Annotated in this window: 25 protein-coding genes; 16 read left to right on the top strand and 9 right to left on the bottom strand. The window is 31.5% G+C overall.

What is annotated here, in order from left to right; genetic code table 11:
• Positions 1 to 173: 173 nt before the first annotated feature.
• From AB1282_RS21600 to AB1282_RS21580, 5 genes are all read left to right on the top strand, one after another.
• Positions 174 to 1,418: a TolB family protein gene (locus AB1282_RS21600; RefSeq protein ID WP_429900375.1), complete on the top strand. Its 1,245-nt coding sequence runs from the start codon at positions 174 to 176 to the stop codon at positions 1,416 to 1,418.
• Between the two features lie 164 nt (positions 1,419 to 1,582).
• A complete protein-coding gene (locus AB1282_RS21595) occupies positions 1,583 to 2,251 on the top strand; it encodes a DUF3888 domain-containing protein (RefSeq protein ID WP_056466987.1) in 669 nt (222 codons plus the stop codon).
• Between the two features lie 158 nt (positions 2,252 to 2,409).
• Complete coding sequence (locus AB1282_RS21590) at positions 2,410 to 2,754, top strand: hypothetical protein (RefSeq protein WP_056466986.1); 345 nt, start codon at positions 2,410 to 2,412, stop codon at positions 2,752 to 2,754.
• A gap of 28 nt (positions 2,755 to 2,782) precedes the next feature.
• Entirely contained in the window at positions 2,783 to 3,166 is a 384-nt protein-coding gene (locus AB1282_RS21585) for a hypothetical protein (protein ID WP_056466983.1), read from the top strand.
• 271 nt (positions 3,167 to 3,437) lie between these two features.
• A complete protein-coding gene (locus tag AB1282_RS21580) occupies positions 3,438 to 3,872 on the top strand; it encodes a hypothetical protein (protein ID WP_429900372.1) in 435 nt (144 codons plus the stop codon).
• A 405-nt stretch (positions 3,873 to 4,277) separates the two neighbouring features.
• Here AB1282_RS21580 and AB1282_RS21575 read toward each other — a convergent pair whose 3' ends face one another.
• The 4 genes from AB1282_RS21575 to AB1282_RS21560 all read right to left on the bottom strand — a co-directional run bounded on the left by AB1282_RS21575 (position 4,278) and on the right by AB1282_RS21560 (position 8,141).
• Entirely contained in the window at positions 4,278 to 4,814 is a 537-nt protein-coding gene (locus AB1282_RS21575; RefSeq protein WP_429900370.1) for a hypothetical protein, read from the bottom strand.
• Between the two features lie 216 nt (positions 4,815 to 5,030).
• On the bottom strand, positions 5,031 to 6,539 hold the full coding sequence (locus tag AB1282_RS21570) for a nitrate/nitrite transporter (RefSeq protein ID WP_429900368.1): 1,509 nt from the start codon (positions 6,537 to 6,539) through the stop codon (positions 5,031 to 5,033).
• Between the two features lie 130 nt (positions 6,540 to 6,669).
• Positions 6,670 to 7,113 (bottom strand): hypothetical protein, encoded by a 444-nt coding sequence (locus AB1282_RS21565; protein ID WP_429900366.1) that lies wholly within the window; start codon positions 7,111 to 7,113, stop codon positions 6,670 to 6,672.
• Positions 7,114 to 7,424: 311 nt separating this feature from the next.
• Positions 7,425 to 8,141: a Crp/Fnr family transcriptional regulator gene (locus AB1282_RS21560; RefSeq protein ID WP_429900364.1), complete on the bottom strand. Its 717-nt coding sequence runs from the start codon at positions 8,139 to 8,141 to the stop codon at positions 7,425 to 7,427.
• A 328-nt stretch (positions 8,142 to 8,469) separates the two neighbouring features.
• On the opposite strand from AB1282_RS21560, the gene moaA reads away from it, so the two are divergent.
• Complete coding sequence (moaA, locus tag AB1282_RS21555; RefSeq protein ID WP_429900362.1) at positions 8,470 to 9,477, top strand: GTP 3',8-cyclase MoaA; 1,008 nt, start codon at positions 8,470 to 8,472, stop codon at positions 9,475 to 9,477.
• Between the two features lie 365 nt (positions 9,478 to 9,842).
• Here moaA and hcp read toward each other — a convergent pair whose 3' ends face one another.
• The gene (gene hcp, locus AB1282_RS21550) at positions 9,843 to 11,132 is read right to left on the bottom strand and encodes a hydroxylamine reductase (RefSeq protein ID WP_429900360.1); all 1,290 of its coding nucleotides are present in this window, start codon (positions 11,130 to 11,132) and stop codon (positions 9,843 to 9,845) included.
• A gap of 222 nt (positions 11,133 to 11,354) precedes the next feature.
• Between hcp and AB1282_RS21545 the strand changes: the two genes are divergently transcribed.
• Positions 11,355 to 11,903 carry a hypothetical protein gene (locus AB1282_RS21545; protein ID WP_056466960.1) on the top strand — a complete coding sequence of 183 codons (549 nt, stop codon included), beginning with the start codon at positions 11,355 to 11,357 and terminating at the stop codon, positions 11,901 to 11,903.
• 19 nt (positions 11,904 to 11,922) lie between these two features.
• Here AB1282_RS21545 and AB1282_RS21540 read toward each other — a convergent pair whose 3' ends face one another.
• Entirely contained in the window at positions 11,923 to 13,440 is a 1,518-nt protein-coding gene (locus AB1282_RS21540) for an MDR family MFS transporter (RefSeq protein WP_056466958.1), read from the bottom strand.
• A complete protein-coding gene (locus AB1282_RS21535) occupies positions 13,440 to 13,916 on the bottom strand; it encodes a MarR family winged helix-turn-helix transcriptional regulator (protein WP_056466957.1) in 477 nt (158 codons plus the stop codon). The genes AB1282_RS21540 and AB1282_RS21535 overlap by 1 nt, the downstream gene beginning before the upstream one ends.
• Before the next feature lie 364 nt (positions 13,917 to 14,280).
• Between AB1282_RS21535 and AB1282_RS21530 the strand changes: the two genes are divergently transcribed.
• Positions 14,281 to 14,781, top strand: coding sequence for a GrpB family protein (locus AB1282_RS21530; protein ID WP_056466953.1), 501 nt, complete (start codon positions 14,281 to 14,283; stop codon positions 14,779 to 14,781).
• 28 nt (positions 14,782 to 14,809) lie between these two features.
• On the opposite strand, the gene AB1282_RS21525 is transcribed toward AB1282_RS21530, so the two are convergent.
• Both AB1282_RS21525 and mciZ read right to left on the bottom strand, forming a co-directional pair.
• Positions 14,810 to 15,721 (bottom strand): aldo/keto reductase, encoded by a 912-nt coding sequence (locus AB1282_RS21525; protein WP_429900357.1) that lies wholly within the window; start codon positions 15,719 to 15,721, stop codon positions 14,810 to 14,812.
• Positions 15,722 to 15,758: 37 nt separating this feature from the next.
• Positions 15,759 to 15,908, bottom strand: coding sequence for a Z-ring formation inhibitor MciZ (gene mciZ, locus AB1282_RS21520; RefSeq protein WP_156339604.1), 150 nt, complete (start codon positions 15,906 to 15,908; stop codon positions 15,759 to 15,761).
• Positions 15,909 to 15,998: 90 nt separating this feature from the next.
• Between mciZ and AB1282_RS21515 the strand changes: the two genes are divergently transcribed.
• From AB1282_RS21515 to map, 8 genes are all read left to right on the top strand, one after another.
• Positions 15,999 to 16,544: an NUDIX domain-containing protein gene (locus AB1282_RS21515; protein WP_056466947.1), complete on the top strand. Its 546-nt coding sequence runs from the start codon at positions 15,999 to 16,001 to the stop codon at positions 16,542 to 16,544.
• A 78-nt stretch (positions 16,545 to 16,622) separates the two neighbouring features.
• Positions 16,623 to 17,309: a DUF975 family protein gene (locus tag AB1282_RS21510; protein WP_056466939.1), complete on the top strand. Its 687-nt coding sequence runs from the start codon at positions 16,623 to 16,625 to the stop codon at positions 17,307 to 17,309.
• 181 nt (positions 17,310 to 17,490) lie between these two features.
• Positions 17,491 to 18,357: an alpha/beta fold hydrolase gene (locus tag AB1282_RS21505; protein ID WP_429900354.1), complete on the top strand. Its 867-nt coding sequence runs from the start codon at positions 17,491 to 17,493 to the stop codon at positions 18,355 to 18,357.
• 212 nt (positions 18,358 to 18,569) lie between these two features.
• Positions 18,570 to 19,220, top strand: a complete 651-nt coding sequence (gene spoIIM / locus AB1282_RS21500) for a stage II sporulation protein M (RefSeq protein WP_056466934.1) — start codon at positions 18,570 to 18,572, stop codon at positions 19,218 to 19,220.
• A gap of 67 nt (positions 19,221 to 19,287) precedes the next feature.
• Complete coding sequence (locus tag AB1282_RS21495; RefSeq protein ID WP_056466931.1) at positions 19,288 to 19,737, top strand: Fur family transcriptional regulator; 450 nt, start codon at positions 19,288 to 19,290, stop codon at positions 19,735 to 19,737.
• Between the two features lie 203 nt (positions 19,738 to 19,940).
• Positions 19,941 to 20,159, top strand: coding sequence for a YqzK family protein (locus tag AB1282_RS21490; protein ID WP_056466929.1), 219 nt, complete (start codon positions 19,941 to 19,943; stop codon positions 20,157 to 20,159).
• Between the two features lie 6 nt (positions 20,160 to 20,165).
• Positions 20,166 to 21,092, top strand: a complete 927-nt coding sequence (gene xerD, locus AB1282_RS21485; protein ID WP_056466928.1) for a site-specific tyrosine recombinase XerD — start codon at positions 20,166 to 20,168, stop codon at positions 21,090 to 21,092.
• 175 nt (positions 21,093 to 21,267) lie between these two features.
• Positions 21,268 to 22,014, top strand: coding sequence for a type I methionyl aminopeptidase (gene map / locus AB1282_RS21480; protein WP_056466927.1), 747 nt, complete (start codon positions 21,268 to 21,270; stop codon positions 22,012 to 22,014).
• Positions 22,015 to 22,032 lie beyond the last annotated feature (18 nt).

Genomic DNA, 22,032 nt, shown 5'->3' with positions numbered 1-22,032 from the left:
TCCATTCTACTCGACTAGTTAGATTAAAAGATCGACATTTACGTCGATCTTTTTTTATTGTTCAAAGCATTATGATTCAATTAATGACTGCCTAAAAGGTGGATTTTATTGTAAGAATGTGAATACGGGGAAGAATAATAGCAATTGTATTAAAGAGGTGGGATAAAGTTTACATGAAGAGAAAGATCATTATATTTCTTTCAATACTTATATTATGGATACAACAGTTTCCTTTAGCTGCCGCCGAAACAAATAGCGTATTAAAAGCAGCATTTATAAAAAATGACGATTTGTGGATTAAAATTAAAGAAAGTGAAGTGAGAATTACAAACGGTAAATACGTGAGGTTTCCAAAATGGTCCTATGATGGCAACTGGATAGCTTATATTAGCGGAGTCAAAGAAGAATATAGCCCATTATTTAAAGGAGACCTCTGGATTTATAACATAAAGAGAAAGCAACATTTTAAGATTTCTTCAAATGTAAATAATAATTTTCAATGGGCACCGAATCAAAATTCCTTTGGTTTTCAATCCAATAATGAATTAAAGATGATTGATGTTAAATTTATGAAAGAACAGCATAAGATTTCTTCTGGAGTTATCGAGTTCTCATGGTTACCTGACGGGAGGGGATTTTTAACTTCTAATAAAGCAGGTGAAAGTGTTTATTCGGACATAGTTTTATCTAAATTTATTCTTAAACATAACAATCAATATGAGCGCCAACATTTTTATACAATACGAGTTGCAGAAAATGAACATTATTATGGAACAAGTCAGTTTAAATGGTCCTATGATCGTAGCTGGATTGCTTTTCAGTTAGTTCCTACTGCATCTTTATCTGCTGATAGTAATACAATTTGTGTTCTTTCAAATGATGGAGCTATTTTTCATAAAATTAATGAGATGTTACATTATGAGGAATGGTTTGCCTGGGCAAAAAGTGTTAATTATTTAGCTTATATTAAAGGATCTAATCGTGTTTCGACATTAAATAAGAAGCTAGAAATTATAAAAATGTCTAATGATACTAAGTTTGGCTTCACTCCAAAAGGTTATGTAGATCGAGATTTGACGTGGAAAACTAATAATCAAATTTATGTATCACGATCAGTTGAAAATGATCTAATCGAAGTTGGACAGAGACCGTTGCCTAGCATTTATCATATTAATCTCCAAACTAAGAAACAAAAGAAAAGCACCTTTCCATTAGCAAATGAAGGAGATTTTTATCCTTTAAGTATAAATGATGGTGAAAAATTAGTATGGATAAGAACGAACCGAAAGCAAGCTAGCGTTTTGATTGCAGGAAAAAATGGCAAAAATCAGAGAATCTGGATTAAGAATATTAATTTGGGGACCTGGTATTATGAGCATTGGAATTGGAACGAAGTTTTTAATTTATACCAATCTTAATTTTTTTGATTTCAAACAATTCTTGTTCAACTAACGCAATGCGTTAGTTAAAGATCACTAGTTGCTTAAATGCAGCTATTTTTTTGAGGTATTTGAGAATAGTTCAATAAGGAATGTTAAATAATTGCCCTCTATTGTGGAAAAGTTAATCACGAGGTGTAAATATGAATAGGCAATTAATTATAATACTTATTAATTTTGTTTTGATCTTTTCTACACATTCTGTCGAAGCAACTAAACGAACAAATTCAGTTTCAGATAATTATTTTGATATTAATTTAACTGGTTTTGAACATTATACTTTAAGTTCATATTCTCAAGATAAACCTAATGATTTTACTTCTCTTGCTAAAGTGTATACGGTGGCTACTAATAAAGAAAAAGAGTGGATTGATGAACCACGAATATATATTAAAGCGAACGAAGGCTATATTCACATTTGGAAAAATGATGGTACCAATGTTCTTTATAAGATCAAAAAGGTTGATAATGATTGGGAAATTGTCGATGTAATAAGAAAAAAATTAAATAGAATTCCTGTATCAAAAGAGCTCCTTAAAGACGTGTTAATTGAACGATTAACAGAGCCGATAAGTCAAGTGGTTGATAGGCTTTGGTATAGAGGATATGAAAAAATAATTAAAATAGAAAAAGATAAAACAAATAATATATTTTATGTAACTGTTCAAGTACAGACTTTTAGTGGTGCACATAATCCACCTTATGTAGAAGAAACAATTACATTTAGAATTAAAGGAAGTGACATAAAAGCAATTGATATTAAGCGTAGATATATTCCAGAAGAAGAATGGATCAAAATAGAGTTACGATAATTTTTTCTTATGCAACTAACGCATGCTATTCTTCAATAACGAAGGATCGTTTTTATGCAGCTAAATGGCAGGTTAGTTGAATAAGGAAATGAAATACTTATTAATATGAATTTCTATGTTATTTTAAATAGTTTTTAATTTTTGGGATGGTGTACAAAATGGTAGGTATTGATTTTACCTTAGCTAAAGGCAAAAGAAGAAGAGATTGGTTAGATATAGATAGAAATGTGAAGTTTTCTGAAAATATTCACTTTCATCTTCGTGGTAAGGAAAGGAATAATGCAAGCTTACGTTTATTACTTGATTTAGATCAATACAGTGATAAGTTATTTTCAGAAAAAGAAATAAAAGAATTACTCAGTATTTCTGATTATTTGTTAAGTAATTACCAAGCAGAATATGACAGGTTGGAAAAAGAAATAAGGAAATTTGCAAGTGAGTTAAAAGAGCTTTGTTTAGAAGCAATCGAACAAAATTTATTCATCATCGCACTTGGTGATTAAGTATAGAAACCATTGTTTATTTAATGATATGCATCCTGAGATCAATATATTTTGGGGTGGTTCGAAGGAAAATAAACTAAAATACATTAAAGAACTTAATAGTTCAGTAGATAAATACAAAGAGATGGAAAAATGGATTCAAGATAAGTTTGATTTCGGAGAATTCCAATATCCTCAAATCTTCCCATCATTAAATTTAGCAAAAGAGTTTTTTAGCACATTTTTAAATGACGTAAAAGACTTAAGAATAATAGGTATTGGACTACCTAATAATTATTTAGAAAGTTTTTTTGATGAGGAAGACACAATAAACAAGTCCATAGATGAAAGAACCGGAATAGAGAATGTCCTAATCAGGAAAGAATTTATTGTTGATGAAACTAATTTGATAAAAGGCTATGAGAGGTCTTAGGCTATGAATTTAATACATTCCATTCTTATTTGTGTAACGGATTAGAGAAAGAGTTTAAAAATCAGTTTGATTTTTCATTGAATGAAAATGGTTTTATTAAATCACTTGCTGAAGCAGAGAGATGTTGTAACATTGCAAATGACGAAAACCTAGGAACAGAACCAGTTTTTTTGCTTCCTTGGGCTATTTTTGAATACAATTCTTATTGAACAAACGCATGCTTTAGTTGTGCAAGTTTCAAATATGTTTTTACTCAAGGAGCGTAAATAAAATGTATTTTAAGGATGCAATACTTAGTGGTGATTTTAACAGAGCGAGAGAATTATCTTCAAATATGGATGGAGAATCTTTATTAGAAGCGCTTTTTTTAATAGCATATGAAGAAGAAAGTATTGCACCGTATGGTTTTGCAAACTTTCAACTCTTAGAGGAAGAAACATCCGAAAATCATTATGTGATTTCATTTATTCTGAGTATGGCTTTAAACTACTTGGAGGGAGCATATCAAACATCATTTCATCATGCGAAAAAAGCGATTGAACTATCTCCTTATGATATTAGTTACAAAGAGTATCTCCTTTATTTTAATGCACTCCCAGAAAAGTTATTAAAAAACGAAGAAGCCATTGAAGTAGCAAATTTAATTCTGGTGAAGGATCCTACAAACACCACGGCGTTAAAGGTAATTAATGAATTGAAAAATTGATAGCTTATGCAACTAACGCAATGCTTTGGTAGTACATATGAGTTGTTTTAGCAGCTTAGAGAGAAGTTTGATTTACTTATAGATCAATACGGTGACAAAGATTTATCCATACAAGAGATAATGGAGTTAATAAACATTTGTAATGGTTTATCGGAAAAATACAATTCTGATAACATAGATGACCAAAAAGTAAGATACTTTTCAATGAAGTTGAAGGAGTTATGTGAAGAAGCACTCCAAGAGAATTATTTGGTCGAAGCAATAGGAGATTACGAAAGGCACCACTCAAGAGCAATGCCTTTTTCTCATTTTATTTCTAATACCAATTAGCACGTTATTTATATAACTTTACAAAAAACAGAACAATGATTGAAATTGCGTTTCAAATAAGTTAAGTATTTTCAGTTACCATTCGTTTGTTGCTTCAATTAATAAACTGCTTCCATTAAAGGATCTCTCACCAAAATGTGTAATCAATATACATTCTGTAATATTTGATGATTGTTCATCCGTTTTGTAGCTTATAAACATACCAGAGGCAATTTCTTTATTTGTTTCATCGAATACTCGTACTTTTTTTCCTTCTAAACTATGTAGTCTTGCTTTTTGAAGAAAGGCAACCCAATAGTCCCAATTTGTAATGATGTATGCTCCTTCTCCAGTAGATAAGTAGCCTAATAAACTTTGAGAATCATTATATTCAGCATTAAGAACTAGAATAAGATACTTAATAATATGGTGTACGGTTGTATATTGTTTTAGATTTAATTGTGGGGGGAAATTGATTTTTAGACATCTTTTATTAGAATCTATGATACCTTCTAATTTAATGTTATCTTTTGTGTAAAAATACGTTCCTTCTTGAATTTTAAATCCTTTCATATGAAGAGTATGTTCTATAGATAGATCAGGGCTAATAGAGTGTAATTCAACAGTTAACATGATGTATATCTCCTCCCGTGGCTTTATCACTTACGATCAATTCATTCCTTATTATAAAAGATAACGAAGAAAGCTCCTGTGACATTTATTACATGTAAGTGGTAGAAAAAGTATTATATACATAGTTCAATACATAAAAAGAAAGTGGTGCCCCTTTATAGGAGCACCATATGTAAAGTATTATGTTTTTCATAAGTTATAGAATAAACTACATTTTTAGTTTATTTTACTTTTACTTGTAGATAGATCACTAAATTGTCCAATATAATAAATCACTTTACCATGATCGTCACACACTTGAGTGATCGTCAGCCATTCTAAATAAACTTCACCATTTTTTCGTTTGTTCCAAATTTCACCTTGCCAATTACCTTGATCTTTGAGTTGTTTCCAAAGTTGTATATAGAATGCTTTGTTGTGATGTCCAGATTGAAGGATATTTGGCTTTTTACCAATGACTTCTTCTTTCTTGTAGCCTGTTACTTTCGTGAAGAAAGGATTTATTTTTTGAATTACTCCATGTTCATTTGTAACCATCATTGCTTGGGCTGTATTTTCTAATATTTTATATTCCGTTTTCAATTTTTCACGGAAAGTCATCCATACTACAATAACAAAACTGAGAAGTGCAAACTCAGATAATGCCATAAATCCAATCGCATAATGTCCTGTCAAGCTAAATACAGCTGTTAATATTAATGGAGGGAAGAAGCCTCCTAAACCTCCCATAGCAGCAACTAACCCATTTACAATACCAGCCTGTTTTGAAAAGTAAAGTGGTACTAATTTAAAGATTGTACCGTTTCCGATTCCTGCACAAACTGCTACTAATAAAACCCCTACTGTGTATAGTTTAATAGTAGGAGAAAAAGATAATAGAACTCCTGAGAATGTTAGTCCACCAAAGACAAACAATAAAATATTGAAAGGATTGAATTTATCTGAAAGGAATCCACCGATTGGTCGGAAAACTGTTGCTAGAGCAATGAATCCAGCGGTACGTATACCAGCGTCAACAGGACTTAAATTAAAATGATTAACTAAGAAATTTGGTAAGTAGATTGTAAAGGCAACAAACGATCCGAAAGTTATGAAATAGAATAAATTAAGTGACCATAAAGTTGAATTACGATAAACCTCTTTTACCTGCTTTACAATTGGAACATTTACTTTCTTCTCATTTTTATCACCGAATAGAAAATTTAATAGGGCAAACGCAATTAGTAAAACTAAATAAAATCTGACTGTTGTTTCCCAACCAAATGATTTAGCTAAAACAGGTGCCGAAAATGCAGTAATGGCTGTACCGATATTACCAGAACCATAGATTCCATTCACAAAACCATGTTTATTTGAAGAATAATACTTTGGTAGTGAAGTGACTCCGATTGAAAAGATTGCACCACCTATACCAACAAACAATCCTCCAATAACTAAATCTAAAAGTGAATCAGCATGACTAATGAAAAATACAGGAAATAAAAGTGCAAGAAAACAGATGGTGAAAATGGGTCTAGCTCCAAATCGATTTGTGTAATACCCGATTGGAATACGTAAGATGCTTCCTAAAATTACAGGGATGGCAGTGACTAAAGAGACTTGACCATTTGTTAATTCAATATCTTGGCGAATATTTGGCATGAGTGAAGAAATGAGTACCCAAACCATGAACCCTACGATGAGACTTGATGTTTGAAGAGGTAATTGGATTTTAGAACTTTTCATATAATGATGCCCCTTTCAATGGATCAATAATAAAATTTACTAACTAAATTTTACCAATCAATGGAAAGAAGCGTTGTGAAGTATATCACACAAATGGGGCAAGAATGGATAACATATTTTAAATTATTCGTTAACTCATCATATTGAAAATTTCTTCGTAAGTACTTTGAAGGTTTTTATGTAAAGAGCGCAAAATATTACGTTTTAAAATAGGCTCTTTAACAGACAAGCTTTTTATAAATAAATATGGGACTTCAATATATACCGAAGACTGAGTCACTTCAAGAATAATGGAATTGTTAACATGAGTATACAGAAAGATACTAGGCAAACAAACATCACTTGAGTTTAAGTTGCCAATTTTATATTGAAGGCCACTCGATTCTATCATATGAACATTTACCTTTCCGGTTAAAATGATAATCATATTCTGTTCATTATGAATAGGTATATTTTCATTTGTTTCTCTAAAGTATAGATTGGATGCATCAACTATTTTTTTTAAGAGGTTATGATTGATATCTTGAAACAAACAGAGGCTTTTCAAATAAAGTAAATAATCAGGTTTATACAATTTTTTTCTCTCCCTAAATTACAAGACCGTATATTTTCATCATTATATAAAAACGATTTGAACCAAACTGTGACTCTTTTCACACATATAGCTCAAATAATAGCGATCAGATGTTGTGAAATCAGTTAGATGGTGGGAAATGAGGGGGAATTTGGAGGACCAATCTATTTTAAAGAGAAATACAAGTAATTAAAAAATAAATAACCTTAACTAGTTAGAAGTAAAGTTAAGGTTACTTAATATCAAGTATTTAATAATATTATGTAAAGACAAATTTAATCAGCTTTATACTTAAATAGTCTTCTAAAGAACTAATCTATGTTACATATATCTTTTGGGCAATTATCACAGCCGATTTCATTTTTAAGAAATTGTAAATCTTTGATGATAATTTTTCCATCGGGAGAATAACTAATAACATCTTTTTTCCTTAAATCACTTAACATCCGATTAACACTTTCTCTAGTAGCAGCACAAAACTTAGCTAATTCTTGATTGGTAAGATGAATATTAAGAAGAATTCCGTTTTCTATTATTTCTCCGTAAGAGTTCGATATACGGATGAGTGTAGAGTAAAGTGCGCCTTTTTTACCACTCAATACTAAGTCTCGAATCTTTGATTGATTTTTTCTAAGATGAGTAGAAATCCATTTCATAAATTCAAATGTCAATGGAGCATGGTTAATTAGTTTTTTCTCCAAAATATCTTTCGGAATGACCTGCACTTCTGATTCTTCTAAAGCGTATGCGCTTAGCATATAATTTGCATTCTCTGAAAAGAGAGTCAATTCTCCAATTAAGTCATCTTTTTTACAAATACGAAGATTTAATTCATCACCATTTAAAGTCAGCTTACTTATTTGGATCATTCCTGATTTAATTAGATACAATTCTGTAGCATCTTCTCCTTCTTGAAATAAGAAGGTGTCTTTATTTACTGAACGAGTTGATCCGATTGACTGTAATAAGGAAGCCAAATCTTTAGAAACGATTGAAAGGTCACTTTTTCTATTATTATTTTTTTCCATCAAAGTATCTCCGCTTCGTTATAGTTGAACATCATTGATTTTATGTATTTATCATGAAAACAAGTATTTTATGTATTACATTTATTATTATAATACCATTCTATAGAATATCATAGAACTCTAAGGATATTGAATATAAAAGATTGACGTAGTAGCTGGTTAAACTTGCATTTTGCAAATGAAAAGTAACTCCTCCAAAAAAGGCATTCTGGAACATAAATACTGAATAGCTTATACAACCAGATTGTGACATACATCATAAGGTGAAATAATTTTGTATGCTAATATTAGCTGAAAATCATACATAAGAAGAAGGGGGAGGAAAATAATGGCCAATATCCTCGATACCCGCAATCGACCAATTCAAGATTTAAGAATATCTGTAACAGACCGTTGTAACTTTAGATGCAGTTATTGTATGCCTAAAGAGATATTTGGGGTTGACTATCCCTTTATGAGTAAAGATGAAATCCTATCCTTTGAGGAAATTGTTCGATTAGCTAAATTATTTGCAAAAATAGGTGTAGAAAAGATTCGTTTAACAGGAGGGGAACCTCTTTTAAGAAAAGATCTACCAATACTGATTAATCGTCTTTCAAAAATTGAAGGAATTAAATATGTGACGTTAACAACAAATGGTGTATTTTTGGCAAAAAACGCCAAAGCACTTAAAGAAGCCGGAATTTGCCGCGTAAATGTGAGCTTAGATTCCTTGGATGATAAAGTTTTCATGAAGATAAATAATATGAATACGAGCGTTTCCACAGTCTTAAACGGAATTATTGCAGCTAGAGAAGCAGGGTTAGAAGTCAAAGTAAATATGGTAGTAAAGAAAGGGTTAAATGATACTGAAGTATTACCAATGGTTCATTTTTTTAAAGAGAAAAATATTACATTACGATTTATAGAGTATATGGATGTAGGGTGTACAAATGGATGGAATTTTAAAGATGTTATCTCGAAGAAGCAAGTTTACGATCTGATCCAAGAACAATATCAGTTGGAGCCAGTAGAGCAGAATTTCATTGGCGAGGTAGCAAAACGATATCGATATAAAGGAACGAATACTGAGGTCGGATTTATCTCATCAGTTACAGAAACTTTCTGCGGTTCATGTACGAGAGCCCGCCTATCTACAGATGGAAAGCTATACACTTGTCTATTCGCTTCAGAAGGGTATGACTTAAGAAAAATGTTGCGCACTGGCGTTACAGATCAATACATTTCAGCAATAATTCAATCATTATGGGAAAAAAGAGATGACAGATACTCTGAGATCCGCACAGAAGAAAGTCATAAAAATCGTAAAATTGAAATGTCTTATATTGGTGGATAAGAAACAACTATTTATCTATAGTTGTTTCAGACTGCCCGCCAAACGCTCGCTTTCTTCGTTACTTCGCCTGTCTGCGGTGCTCATTACCGCCTAAAGTTAACTCCGCTCCTCACCATGCTTCGTGCCTCGAAAGACAAGCGCTTGCAATCAGTCTGAAAATCAAGTATTTAGTACTTTGTCTACACACTGAAACAACTATTTATCTATAGTTGTTTATTTATTTTTATTTTGAAATATGGTATATAGCAACACAGAAAAATACGTTCGAAATGATTGAACAAACTCTAAGCATTCATTGATGTTGGAACTGAAAAATAAATAAAAGAACTTCTCTTTTAAGAGAAGTTCATTGTTCATTCAGGCTATTATCCTTGTAAAATTGTTTTCAAATCGTCTTGTGCATTCGTAATTAATTTTAAGCCAAATGTATCAACTAATACATTTAATACGCCTTCATTAATAAAGTCTGGTGCTTTAGGTCCGATTCGAATATCTTGGATTCCAAGGCTAAATAACCCTAATAATATAGCCACGGCTTTTTGCTCAAACCAAGAAAGTATAATACTTACAGGCAAATCATTGACACTACAATTAAATGCATCCGCTAATGCAGCCGCAATTTTTATTGTTGAAACTGAATTATTGCATTGCCCTAAATCTATAAATCTAGGAATGTTTGTACCAGTTACAGTACCGTAATCTACATCATTAAAGCGAAATTTACCGCAAGAGGTTGTTAAAACTACTGTATCATTTGGTAAAGAAGTGACAAGCTCACGATAATATTCTCCACCTTTTCCTGGGGCGTCACAACCTGCTACAACAAAGAAGCGTTGAATCTTCCCGTTTTTTACAGCTTCTACAATTTCAGGAGCAATAGACAAAACTGTTTCGTGATGGTAACCAGTAGTCATTACTTCTTCTGATTCTATATTTGCTTCTCGTAGTTCTAATGCACGTTGAATTAATGGCGAAAAATCTTCCTCTATAATCTTTGTTACTCCTTCTAATCCCGCCACTTCATATGAGAAGAAGCGATCTGCATAACTTCCCTTTATTGGCATCACACAGTTTGTGGTTGCTAAAATCGCTCCAGGGAATTTTTCAAATAAACGACGTTGATCAAACCAAGCTTTTCCGATGTTACCTTTTAAATGTGTATATTTTTTTAATGCTGGATAACCGTGAGCAGGTAGCATTTCAGAGTGTGTGTAAATATTTAAACCTTTCCCGTCTGTTTGTTTTAACAATTCTTCTAATGCAAATAAATTGTGGCCAGTCACAACAATGCATTTTCCTTCGATTTTATTAGAAGAAACTTGAACAGGTTCAGGAATTCCAAAATGTTTTGTATGGGCTTCATCTAATAGCTCCATTACACGAATTGCGGCTTTACCTACTTTCATAGCCATATCAATGTGTTCTTGTAAGTTAAAATTAGAATTTGTTAAAGTCATATACAGAGCTTCATGTGTTACTTGGTCAACAAATGGATCGGTATACCCTAATTGAGCAGCATGTGTACGATAAGCTGCAATTCCTTTTAACCCATAAACCATCGTATCTTGTAAACTTGCAATTGTTTCATCTTTTCCACATACACCTACAATCTTACAACCACCAACCGGAGTTTGTTCACATTGGTTACAAAACATCATTCATCCCCCTAACAATTTGAATAAACTTATTATATGGCGGGATATAATCATTGTTTGTGACTTAAATCACATGAAATCTTTAAACTAATAAATAAATTATTTCAAAGATTGTAAGGGTATAAGTGAATTCTTAGATAGGTTATTGAACGAACGTATACATTATTTGAATAACGGTTTAAGATGACTATGAGCAATAAGATAGGGGGTGATAGTTGGAGGATGAGTATAGACCTAACCAAAAACAATGCTAAAATAATTGTAGAGATGATCGATTCAGGATTAATTTTTTACAAACACTACTATTTGTGGTGTGATTCAATTATTGAGTCTTTAGAAAATCCACCTTACTGGATTTTAGAATTAGCGATTACTAAAAGCTCAAATGATGCAAGTGGGATTGTTTCTGAATATGCTTACTCTGACCTAGAAACATTAAGCCCGGACTTTTATATAAAATTTAATAACCTACATTTAGCGTGTCTTTTTTTAAGTTCTAAAAATGGTGAACTTTCTTGGAATACATTATTAAGAGAATCAGGCCACTACTCGGATGGTTCTATATGTAAAATTGACTGTACGTTTTTTTATGAAATGCTAAATAAATATGAAGATAGCTTGCAATCATTTGAATTAAAAAGAGAACAAATGAATGAAATAGAAAGAATGTTAAGTGATGAAATTGAAGAAATAATAGAGATTTACAAAGTATTCCAAATGTATTATTCAAAGTATTTAATAGAAGAAAAAAATAAGCCAAATCCATATTAGAATGGATTTGGCTTTATTTTTATTGAGCTTTTTTCGCTCTATTTTCTTTTACTTCAAATGTTAATTTTTCTTTACCCATTAAGATAATCGCGATAAAACCTAAAGTAATCGGAATTAATGTCCATTTGAAAGTAGTTGCAACTGAATGTGCCATTGCTTCTGAGATTTTATGAAGTACTTCTGGTGGAATTTTAGCTCTTGCATCAGCGGATAATAATGCTCGTGAATCAACTTTTCCGCCAAATGCGCTAATATTTCCAAGTAAATCACTTAATTTATTTTTAAATACGTGGTTTTGAATTGTACCAAAAATTGTTACACCAATTGTCATACCTAATGTTCTAAAGAAAGTATTTGTTGATGTAGCGATGCCTCGTTTTTGAGGTTCGATTTTGTGTTGAGTTGCCATACTTAATAATGAGAATGAACAGCCCATCCCAAGACCAGCGATAATCATGTAGAATGTTACTGTTGATCTAGCTGTATCAGTATCTAAAGTGCTTAATAAATACATTCCAATAAAGAATAAAACAACTGAAACTAACATGATGCTTCTGTAACTAAATTTACGTACTGATTGACCTGCTACTTGGCTACCTACAACCGAACCAAGCATCATCGGAATAAGAATGATACCAGAATTTGTAGCTGTACCACCATAAACTGATTGAACAAAAAGTGGAATTAATACAGTCGTAATAATGAAAGCAGAACCGTAGAAAAATGCAACACCCTGTGTTGCTGCAAACAGTTGCTTTTTAAATAAGCTAAATGAAATAATTGGCTCTTCAACTTTTCTTTCAATTAGAATAAATGCGATAAATAATACTGCAAAGATTGCAAATAAGGAAATAATTGGAGCAGAATTCCAATCGTACTCATTTCCACCTAATTCAAGAGCAAACATTAAACTGACAACTGAACCAACAAGTGTAATCGCACCAAACCAGTCGATTTTAAGTTTTCTAAGCTGAAGGTTTTCTTTATAAAACTGTGAAATTAAATATAAAGAAATAATACCTAAAGGTAGGTTGATGTAGAAAATCCAGCGCCAATCAATTTGATCAGTAATATAAGCACCTAAAAGTGGTCCAAATACACTAGAAAGACCAAAAACTGCACCAAATAAACCAGTCATTTTTCCTCGTTTTTCTGGTGGGAAAATATCAAAAATAATTGTAAAGGCGATTGGCATTAGTGAACCTCCACCAATTCCTTGAATCGCACGATAAATACTTAATTGAATAATGCTATTTGCTGTTCCACATAATGCGGAACCAATTAAGAAAATGATAAGTCCTAATAAATAAAATCGTTTACGTCCATACATATCTGATAACTTACCAAAAATCGGCATACTTGCCATAGTAGCAACCAAATAGGCAGAGGTTACCCAAATAAATTGGTCTAAACCACCTAGTTCTCCAACAATTGTCGGCATTGAAGCTGAAACAATTGTGTTATCCATAGCCGCCATCAGCATTCCTAATAATAGACCTGCTACGACAAAGCCAACCTTACTCTCTTTTGAAACCATTAAGTTTCCCCCTTATTTAATTCTTTAGTCTCTTTTGGAATCAATTCATTAATATCATTCCAAAATTTAAATAATAATGTTAACTCTTTGTCATCATACTGATTAAAAATATTAGAAAGAGAGTCAGATAATGGTTTAAAAAGTTCTGCTAATTCATCATCACGTTCATACACAGGTTGAATAATTACTCGTCTACGGTCATTAGGATCTTGAATACGTTCAACAAAGTTGACTTTTTCAAGTCGGTCAATAACACCTGTTATAGCACCAGTAGTTAGATGTGTTAATTGAGATAACTTTCCAGCTGTAATCGGACCAGTGTGGCAAAGTAATTCTCGACATCGTAAATCAGTCGCATTTAAATGAAGGTTTGAGGCAAGCCCTTCATTAAAAAGAACGATTGAAGTGCTGAATTTTCTAAATTCCATTATAAGAGATGGAATAAATTCACTTCGAATGATTGGTTTTTCTGACATTTCATTCTCTCCTTAGAATATAGGAAGTACTAAAAAGTTAACGTAACTAAATATCTTAGTAACTAAAATAATTATAATTCAAAGAAACCATTTAAAGAAGAAATTGTGAGTATTTTAACCAAAATTTAATTTAGTATTAAATTACGATTTTTGAACATTTTTTAAGTGAAAGTAAGGGTAAAAGGGATTAGGGAATTTTAATGAAAACAGTTTAAACATAGGGTTTATGGAATAGGTGGAAGGTCACGATTGTAAAAGGTCTATTTTTATGCTTTTTCTACTGCAATTAATTTTTTCAATAATTAATTGTCCTTTAACGAATGCTATAAAAGGAAGTTAATGAAAAAAGTGTAGGTGTTCTAAAATGAAAAAGAATATTGAAATTGTACCTTATCGTACTTCCTGGGAAGAAGATTTTCAGTCTGAAAAAAAGGCAATTGATCTATTATTACCAGAGAAAGCAGCGATTTATCATATAGGGAGTACTTCAATTCCGAATATGTTTGCGATGCCAATCATTGACTTAATGATCGTTGTAAAATACTTAAAAAAGTTTGATGAGTATAGTGATGTTCTAAAAACTTTAGGTTACGAACAATTGGGGGATCTATCTAAGCAAGACAGAAGACTTTTTATAAAATGTGATGATAATAGTAGTTTCCATATTCAAGTATATGAAAAAGGAAATGCTGCTATTGAACGAAATATTGCATTTAGGGAATATATGATCGCTCATACTGATCAAGCAATGGAATATATAAAATTAAAAAAAGAACTTGCTAAAAACAAATTAGAAAATAAAAGAGGACGTAAAGAAGAATTTTTAGATGAAATCGATAGAAAAGCAAGTAAATGGAAGAAATAACACTCCTTCCATGGAAGGAAGGAGTGGCTTAACGATGTTCCTCATAATTCGTAAGAAGTGAAATTTCTTTTATTTGGGCGATTTGTTGTGAATTTAATGGTTTTGCAAAGTAAGCGTTAATATTATCTAGTAATTGTTCTTTATTTCTAGCTCCAACAGCTAATGATGAAACTGCTTTATGAGAAAGAGCATATTGTAAAGCTAAGCTATGTAAGGATTGTTCTTCATCGAGAAGTTGGAGAAGTTTTCGGATTATTTCAGTACATTCTTGTTCTGAATATGACATATAGCCCTTGTTAGATAGTTTCTTTTCCCATTTACTTGTTAATAATCCTTTTGCTACAGAACCACGTGCAATGACAGAAATATTATTTTTTTCGAAAAGCGGAAAGAATTCTTCAGGTCTACGCTCAAGTACATTATATTGCATCATAACACCTTGTATAGATGAATGATTTATAAATCGATTAATAACATTCGGACGAATTGAAGAGATTCCATAATGGCGAATTAAGCCTTCTTTTACTAGTTCATCAAAAGTAAATATAGTTTCTTCATATTGATCCTCAATTGTTCCACCATGAAGTTGATAATAATCGATATAATCTGTATTTAGTCTACGTAAACTGTCTTTTACAGCTTCTTTAATATATGCTCTCGATGGATCCCAATACCATTTATTATCATGTGAATTATTCCAACGGTTTCCGACCTTCGTTGCAATAACCACTTGATCTCTGCGACCTTTTAAAGCTTTACCAACGATTTCTTCATTTTTACCGAAATCATATAAATCAGCAGTATCAAAGTAATTAATACCAGCATCGATTGCTGCATGAATTGTTGAAATTGCCTCATTTTCTTCTGTCCCAAGAGACATACAACCTAAACCAATTTCGGATATTTCTAATAAAGTAGAACCAAGTTTACGTTTTTTCATATAAATCCCTCCAAGTTTAATTGTAGGGAAAAGAGAATTATTTTACAACATAGAGAAGCTTGCCATTGGAGTTTTGAATCCATTCTTGAACCGTTTTATATTGCATAGCAATAACTTCGAGGCTTTTTAAAATTTCTGTTTTAGAGCCTACAAGGACAACAGAATTTTCCGTCATACACATTTTCATCAGACTACCTCATTTCAGAAAGTATTTTAATGAAATAAATGATAAAATGTATGTGACAACCATATAAATTAGAACAAGGTGATGAAAAAAATGAAAAAATTTGAAGAAAAAACACTAGCAGAAGAAAAAATATTCACAGGACGAGTAATCTCTCTTTATCATCAAAAAGTAGAATTACCGAATGGAAATACAAGTACACGTGAAATCGTAAAGCATCCAGGTGCGGTAGCTGTAATTCCAATTACAAGTGAAGGAAAAATAGTATTTGTAGAGCAGTATCGAAAAGCGCTAGAAAGAAGTCTTTTAGAAATTCCAGCGGGAAAATTAGAAAAAGGCGAAGAGCCACTTGTAACGGCTAAACGAGAACTAGAAGAAGAGACTGGATATGAAGCAGCCGAGTGGGAGCATATTCAATCTTTTTATACATCACCGGGGTTTGCAGACGAGTATATACATATATATGTAGCAAAAGGTTTAAAGAAATTAGAAAATAGTGCAGTTTTAGACGAAGATGAATTTGTCGAAATTTTTGAGCTAACATTAGACGAGTGTCTAGAAGAGCTAAAAAAAGGTTCAATCCATGATGCGAAAACATGCTTTGCAGTCCAATATTTACAATTATTACAAAAAAATTAAATTAAAATTAAAAATATCTCTCAAAAAGTGGTAATAAACATGGTAAAATAAAGTGACATTTTTTGAGAGGATGAGTAGATGAGAATTTCGTCAATTAAAAAAACAGCTAAAAGTCGTCTATCTGGTAATTGGGGTAAAGCGATTTTAACACTTGTGGTTTTTGGTGTATTACAAGGACTTATTTATATGTTACTTAATGGGCCAGTCAACTATCATTATACAGGGAGTATAACTTTAGATTTTGATCAACAAGATTTAATACCTGGTGGAATCCAAACCGTAATCGAAATTATTACTGCAATCTTAAATACGCTACTAGGTTATGGATTACTTGTATACTTTTTAAAGTTGATTCGTGCTGAGGAAAAAAACATATCGGATATATTTTTCTATTTTAAAAGTGGGCATCAATTTATAAGAGGAATAATAGTTGGATTTTTAGTAACTTTATTTACAGTATTATGGACTGTTTTATTAATCATTCCTGGGATTATCAAATCAATCGCGTATTCACAAGTTGGATATATTTTAAAAGATTTTCCAGAAATGAATGCACTAGATGCAATTACATTAAGTAGAAGAATGATGGATGGGTATAAATGGAAATTCTTTTTACTAGGGCTTTCATTCATCGGTTGGGGTCTATTAGTGATCATCACTTTTGGGCTTGCTTTATTTTATGTAGCACCATATTTTTATACTTCTCAGGCACAATTTTATGCAGAAGTAAAAGAAGCATACGAAGCAAAAAATGAAACGATATAAAAATCTTGAGAAAAAAGACGTTATTTTTTTAACGTCTTTTTTTTATGACTTATTGAATGCCTATATTGAAAAACAGCATTTCACTTTTATTAAGCAAAAATTAAAGAATGAAAGATAAAATAGAAAATAGGAAAAATGAATACAATAAGACAACTAATCAAATACGATGAAGGTGAGAATATTGTTTGTTAATGGTGAGCTTGGCACATATCACGTTCGAGTAAAAGGGGATGGCAAAGTTACAGTTCTTTTAGAATGTGGAATGATGCATACTCTTCATCAATGGAAGTATTTACAAGAAGAGTTGAGTAAATATGCCAAAGTTATAACGTACGATCGCTTAGGTTATGGAAAAAGTGGAATATGGACGACAGAACGATCAACAGAGCAACAAGCTTTTGAATGTTATGATATTTTATTAGCATTAAATATTAAAAGTCCTTTAATTGCTGTCGGACATTCTCTGGGGGCATATATTGTATTCCAATTGTCTCGGCTTTTTCCAAATTCTATCCAATCTATGGTTTTACTCGATCCAACACATCCGACCCTAGAAGAACAAGAGCAGAAATTATATGATAAGTTACTATATCAATTTGCGTTAATGATGAAGAACGCGAACCGATTTAATCTTACTAAGGTAATTCCAAATAAATTAATTAATAAAATGATGAAAACTTCACCGGAGAACCAGTTCGAAATGATTAGCGCAATTAAAAGTTATAAGCATTGGAAGACTGTTGTCAGTGAGTGGAAAAACCTAAATTATAGTAACTTACGAATTAAGGACGCATTGAAAATAAAAATGAATATTCCTTTACTAGTATTAACAGCTTCTAATCAAAGTGGCTTACAACTTAACCTGAAGAAAAAAAAGGAATTACTACATAAAGTTGAAAAATATCATAATGAATATTGTGAAACAACGAATCAAGGTAACCGTCAAACATTAGAAGGCTACACACATTCTTCTATTTATGGAAATAATGAAGAAAATGCTAATTCAATCGGTCAAATCATAAAAAAACAAATTGAATTATTAAATTAAAACAAAGCTGTTTTAGTCGTTGACTGACTTTAACAGCTTTTTTATATTTTTTAAAAATTTTTGATGACAACAAAATCATCATCCCTTTCCATAAAATAGCAACTAGACCTACTTTTTCTTTATGATTAATTTTTCAACTTTTATAAATTAATAGAATAAATTACTTGTCCATTCATAAAATGAAGAGAGAATATAGTGCAGGAGATGATATCATGACAAGAAGCTCAGTCAAATCAACGATGAAAAAACATGTTAAAGATTATTTGTCACTCTATATTTTTGTTAGTGTGATTTTACTTTTTGGTGTAGTATTTGGAGCAGTCATCGTAAATAGTATGAATGTGAGTCAAAAGCAGGATATTCTATCCTTTATTACACATTTTTTTGGACAAGTTAATAATGGGGATTATATAAGCGGAAATGAAGTGTTCCTTTCTAGCTATTCCTCTCATTTAAAGTTTTTAGCATTGATTTGGGTTTTAGGGATCTCAATCATCGGATTACCAATCATTCTTATTTTATTATTTATGAAAGGATTGGTAGTTGGATTTACAGTTGGATTTTTAGTCAATCAATTAGGTTGGCATGGTATTTTATTAGCATTTTCTTCTGTTTTTCCACAAAATGTGATCGTTTTACCATTATATATACTTTTAACTGTTTTAGCAGTTCAGCTATCTATTCGAATGATTCGAAAGCAATTTATTAAAAATGATAATGAACCAATTATGAAACAGTTAGTCTCGTATTCTATTGTTTTTGGAATTGTTGCTGTTTGCTTAAGTATGGCAAGTATTATTGAAGCATATGGTTCAACATATTTTTTAAAAGCCATCTCAGAAATAATTGTTTCAAAAAATTAACAAATAATTTTTGACACTTTCTCTTTCTTTGTTATAATTATTATCAAGTGGCGAGGGAGTGAAAAGAATGGAAGAACGAGTTGAACGAATAAAGAAACAACTACATTTAGCAGGATACAAATTAACACCACAACGGGAATCTACTGTTCGTGTTTTATTAGAAAACGAAGAAGATCACCTAAGTGCAGAAGATGTTTACCTCCTAGTGAAAGAAAAATCGCCAGAAATTGGACTTGCTACTGTTTATCGTACGTTAGAATTACTAACTGAGTTAACAATTGTTGATAAAATAAATTTTGGTGATGGCGTTTCAAGATACGACTTAAGACATGAAGGTGCACAACATTTTCACCATCATTTAATTTGCACGGTTTGCGGAGCAGTAGATGAAATTCATGAAAATCTATTAAGTGAAGTTGAAAAGACAGTTGAAGAACGTTGGAATTTTAAAATTAAAGATCATCGATTATCATTTCATGGTGTATGTCATCGTTGCCATGATCAAAACGAAGAGTAGTAAAATGATTTTAATTTAATTAAAATCATTTTATTTTTGATTCTTAAAAGACGGAGCAGTTCAATAAAAAGAGTCTGCTCTTTTTCATGTTCTAAAAATTACACTGGTAATGATTAATGTTGCTTTTTTGAAGTATGATTTGTCCTATTTTTGCATAGTATGTAGTAATGATGTCTTTACTTCTAGCAAAAGGTGGTGGTCATATGAAAAAAAGAGCAAGTATTGTTTTTAATGTAATAAAAGTTACAATTTTATTCATTACATGTACAATTTTATTTTATTTTGCTATTCAATGGATTCATTCTGAATATGAAAATATGCATCGATATGACCGACCAGAAGGCTCAATGTTAAAGGTGGACATTCATAAAAAGGATGGTGCTTTTAACCAATTGGTACGGTTTTATCAAAACGGGGAGTAATGAAATGTGACAACGACTGATAAAACACCTTTTAAAAAAGAATTTGATTTTGCAACTGAGGATTTTATCCATTTTATCCAAGTAGAAAAAGGTTTATCTAAAAATACAATTCTATCATATGGCAAGGATTTAGAAAGCTACGGAAAATATTTGGACGTTGTTGAAAATATAAATGGTCTCGCAAATATAACTAGGTTACATATTATTAGTTATTTAAAATATTTAAAAGAAAGAGATTTAACGGCACGAACAATGGCTCGTCAATTAGCAACAATTCGCTCATTTCATCAATTTTTAATTCGTGAGGTTGATGGGATGAAAGACGATCCTTCACTATTAATAGAAATTCCAAAAGCCCCAAAAGTACTTCCAAAGGTTTTATCACTACAGGAAGTAGAGGCTTTATTAGAAGTACCTGATCACTCTACATTTGGTTTAAGAGATAAGGCCATGTTAGAATTGCTATATGCTACTGGCATGCGGGTGTCAGAGTTATTATCATTAAATCTATCTGACATTAATTTAACAATGGGATTTGTGCGATGTTTAGGTAAAGGTAGTAAAGAAAGAATTATTCCTTTAGGTAAACTTGCTATTGAATCAATTGAAAATTATTTAAAATTAGCAAGAAATGATTTAAAAGGTAAAAAAAATAATGATGCATTTTTCTTAAATCATCATGGAAATAGAATGTCTAGACAAGGATTTTGGAAAAACTTAAAAAAGCAAGCTGAAAAAGCAAATATTCAGCATGAATTAACACCGCATACTTTACGTCATTCATTTGCAACACATTTATTAGAAAATGGCGCTGATTTAAGATCGGTTCAAGAAATGTTAGGACATGCAGATATATCTACAACACAAATTTATACACATGTAACGAAAAATAGACTTAAGGATGTTTATAAAGAGTTTCATCCAAGAGCTTAATCTCAGATTTAGACTGTTCAGTCTGAAAAACAGATTTTTAAAACTTTGTCTACACACTAAAGAGCTTAAATAAAGCTCTTTTTTCTTGGGAAAAGATTGTTATAATGTGAAAAGAATAATATATTAAATTAATCATGTAAGAACCGAAACTAGGTGACTTGAGAGGATGAACTAAATGATTACGATTAAGACTGAACGTGAAATTAACTTAATGGATGAAGCAGGTACTTTATTGGCTGCTACGCATAAGGAAATTGCAAAAATGATTAAGCCAGGGATTACGACTTGGGAAATTGATCAATTTGTAGAAAAGTTTTTAGCTGAAAATGGTGCGAAACCGGAGCAAAAAGGTTATCGAGGATATAACTATGCAACTTGTGCTTCAATTAATGATGAGATTTGCCACGGATTTCCTCGTAAAAAAGCTTTAAAAGATGGAGATATTGTAACGATTGATATGGTCGTAAATTTAAATGGCGCGCTTGCTGATTCCGCTTGGACATACGGTGTAGGGAATATTACTAAAGAAAACAAGGACTTATTAAAAGTTACCCAAGAATGCTTATATAAAGGTATAGAACAAGCTGTAGTAGGTAACCGTATTGGTGATATTGGCTTTGCAATTCAAACTTATGCTGAATCATTAGGTTATTCAGTTGTGCGTGATTTTACAGGACATGGCATCGGACCAACGCTTCATGAAGAGCCATATGTTCCACATTTTGGTATGGCAGGTAAAGGTTTAAGACTGCGTGAAGGGATGGTCATTACGATTGAACCGATGATTAATTTAGGATCATGGCAATCAACAATGGATTCAAATGGCTGGACAGCAAGAACAAGAGATGGAAAAAATTCAGCACAATATGAACATACTTTAGCGATAACAAGTAATGGACCAAAAATATTGACAAAGCAATAAGTTAATTATTTACATTGA

This window comes from Gottfriedia sp. S16(2024) (genome assembly GCF_050473765.1).
GTDB lineage: Bacteria > Bacillota > Bacilli > Bacillales > Bacillaceae_G > Gottfriedia.
The sequence above is the reverse complement of the archived record's forward strand: the minus strand, read 5'-3'. Positions and strand labels throughout refer to the sequence as shown.

Coding starts and splice junctions, on each gene's coding strand:
- AB1282_RS21535 (WP_056466957.1), bottom strand. CDS start 13,916: ATGTCAGAAAAACCAATCATTCGAAGTGAATTTATTCCATCTCTTATA.
- AB1282_RS21495 (WP_056466931.1), top strand. CDS start 19,288: ATGGAAGAACGAGTTGAACGAATAAAGAAACAACTACATTTAGCAGGA.
- mciZ (WP_156339604.1), bottom strand. CDS start 15,908: ATGAAAATGTGTATGACGGAAAATTCTGTTGTCCTTGTAGGCTCTAAA.
- AB1282_RS21540 (WP_056466958.1), bottom strand. CDS start 13,440: ATGGTTTCAAAAGAGAGTAAGGTTGGCTTTGTCGTAGCAGGTCTATTA.
- AB1282_RS21545 (WP_056466960.1), top strand. CDS start 11,355: ATGAGTATAGACCTAACCAAAAACAATGCTAAAATAATTGTAGAGATG.
- AB1282_RS21530 (WP_056466953.1), top strand. CDS start 14,281: ATGAAAAAGAATATTGAAATTGTACCTTATCGTACTTCCTGGGAAGAA.
- moaA (WP_429900362.1), top strand. CDS start 8,470: ATGGCCAATATCCTCGATACCCGCAATCGACCAATTCAAGATTTAAGA.
- map (WP_056466927.1), top strand. CDS start 21,268: ATGATTACGATTAAGACTGAACGTGAAATTAACTTAATGGATGAAGCA.
- spoIIM (WP_056466934.1), top strand. CDS start 18,570: ATGACAAGAAGCTCAGTCAAATCAACGATGAAAAAACATGTTAAAGAT.
- AB1282_RS21515 (WP_056466947.1), top strand. CDS start 15,999: ATGAAAAAATTTGAAGAAAAAACACTAGCAGAAGAAAAAATATTCACA.
- AB1282_RS21600 (WP_429900375.1), top strand. CDS start 174: ATGAAGAGAAAGATCATTATATTTCTTTCAATACTTATATTATGGATA.
- AB1282_RS21590 (WP_056466986.1), top strand. CDS start 2,410: ATGGTAGGTATTGATTTTACCTTAGCTAAAGGCAAAAGAAGAAGAGAT.
- hcp (WP_429900360.1), bottom strand. CDS start 11,132: ATGTTTTGTAACCAATGTGAACAAACTCCGGTTGGTGGTTGTAAGATT.
- AB1282_RS21510 (WP_056466939.1), top strand. CDS start 16,623: ATGAGAATTTCGTCAATTAAAAAAACAGCTAAAAGTCGTCTATCTGGT.
- AB1282_RS21570 (WP_429900368.1), bottom strand. CDS start 6,539: ATGAAAAGTTCTAAAATCCAATTACCTCTTCAAACATCAAGTCTCATC.
- AB1282_RS21580 (WP_429900372.1), top strand. CDS start 3,438: ATGTATTTTAAGGATGCAATACTTAGTGGTGATTTTAACAGAGCGAGA.
- AB1282_RS21525 (WP_429900357.1), bottom strand. CDS start 15,721: ATGAAAAAACGTAAACTTGGTTCTACTTTATTAGAAATATCCGAAATT.
- AB1282_RS21595 (WP_056466987.1), top strand. CDS start 1,583: ATGAATAGGCAATTAATTATAATACTTATTAATTTTGTTTTGATCTTT.
- AB1282_RS21575 (WP_429900370.1), bottom strand. CDS start 4,814: ATGTTAACTGTTGAATTACACTCTATTAGCCCTGATCTATCTATAGAA.
- AB1282_RS21490 (WP_056466929.1), top strand. CDS start 19,941: ATGAAAAAAAGAGCAAGTATTGTTTTTAATGTAATAAAAGTTACAATT.
- AB1282_RS21560 (WP_429900364.1), bottom strand. CDS start 8,141: ATGGAAAAAAATAATAATAGAAAAAGTGACCTTTCAATCGTTTCTAAA.
- AB1282_RS21585 (WP_056466983.1), top strand. CDS start 2,783: ATGCATCCTGAGATCAATATATTTTGGGGTGGTTCGAAGGAAAATAAA.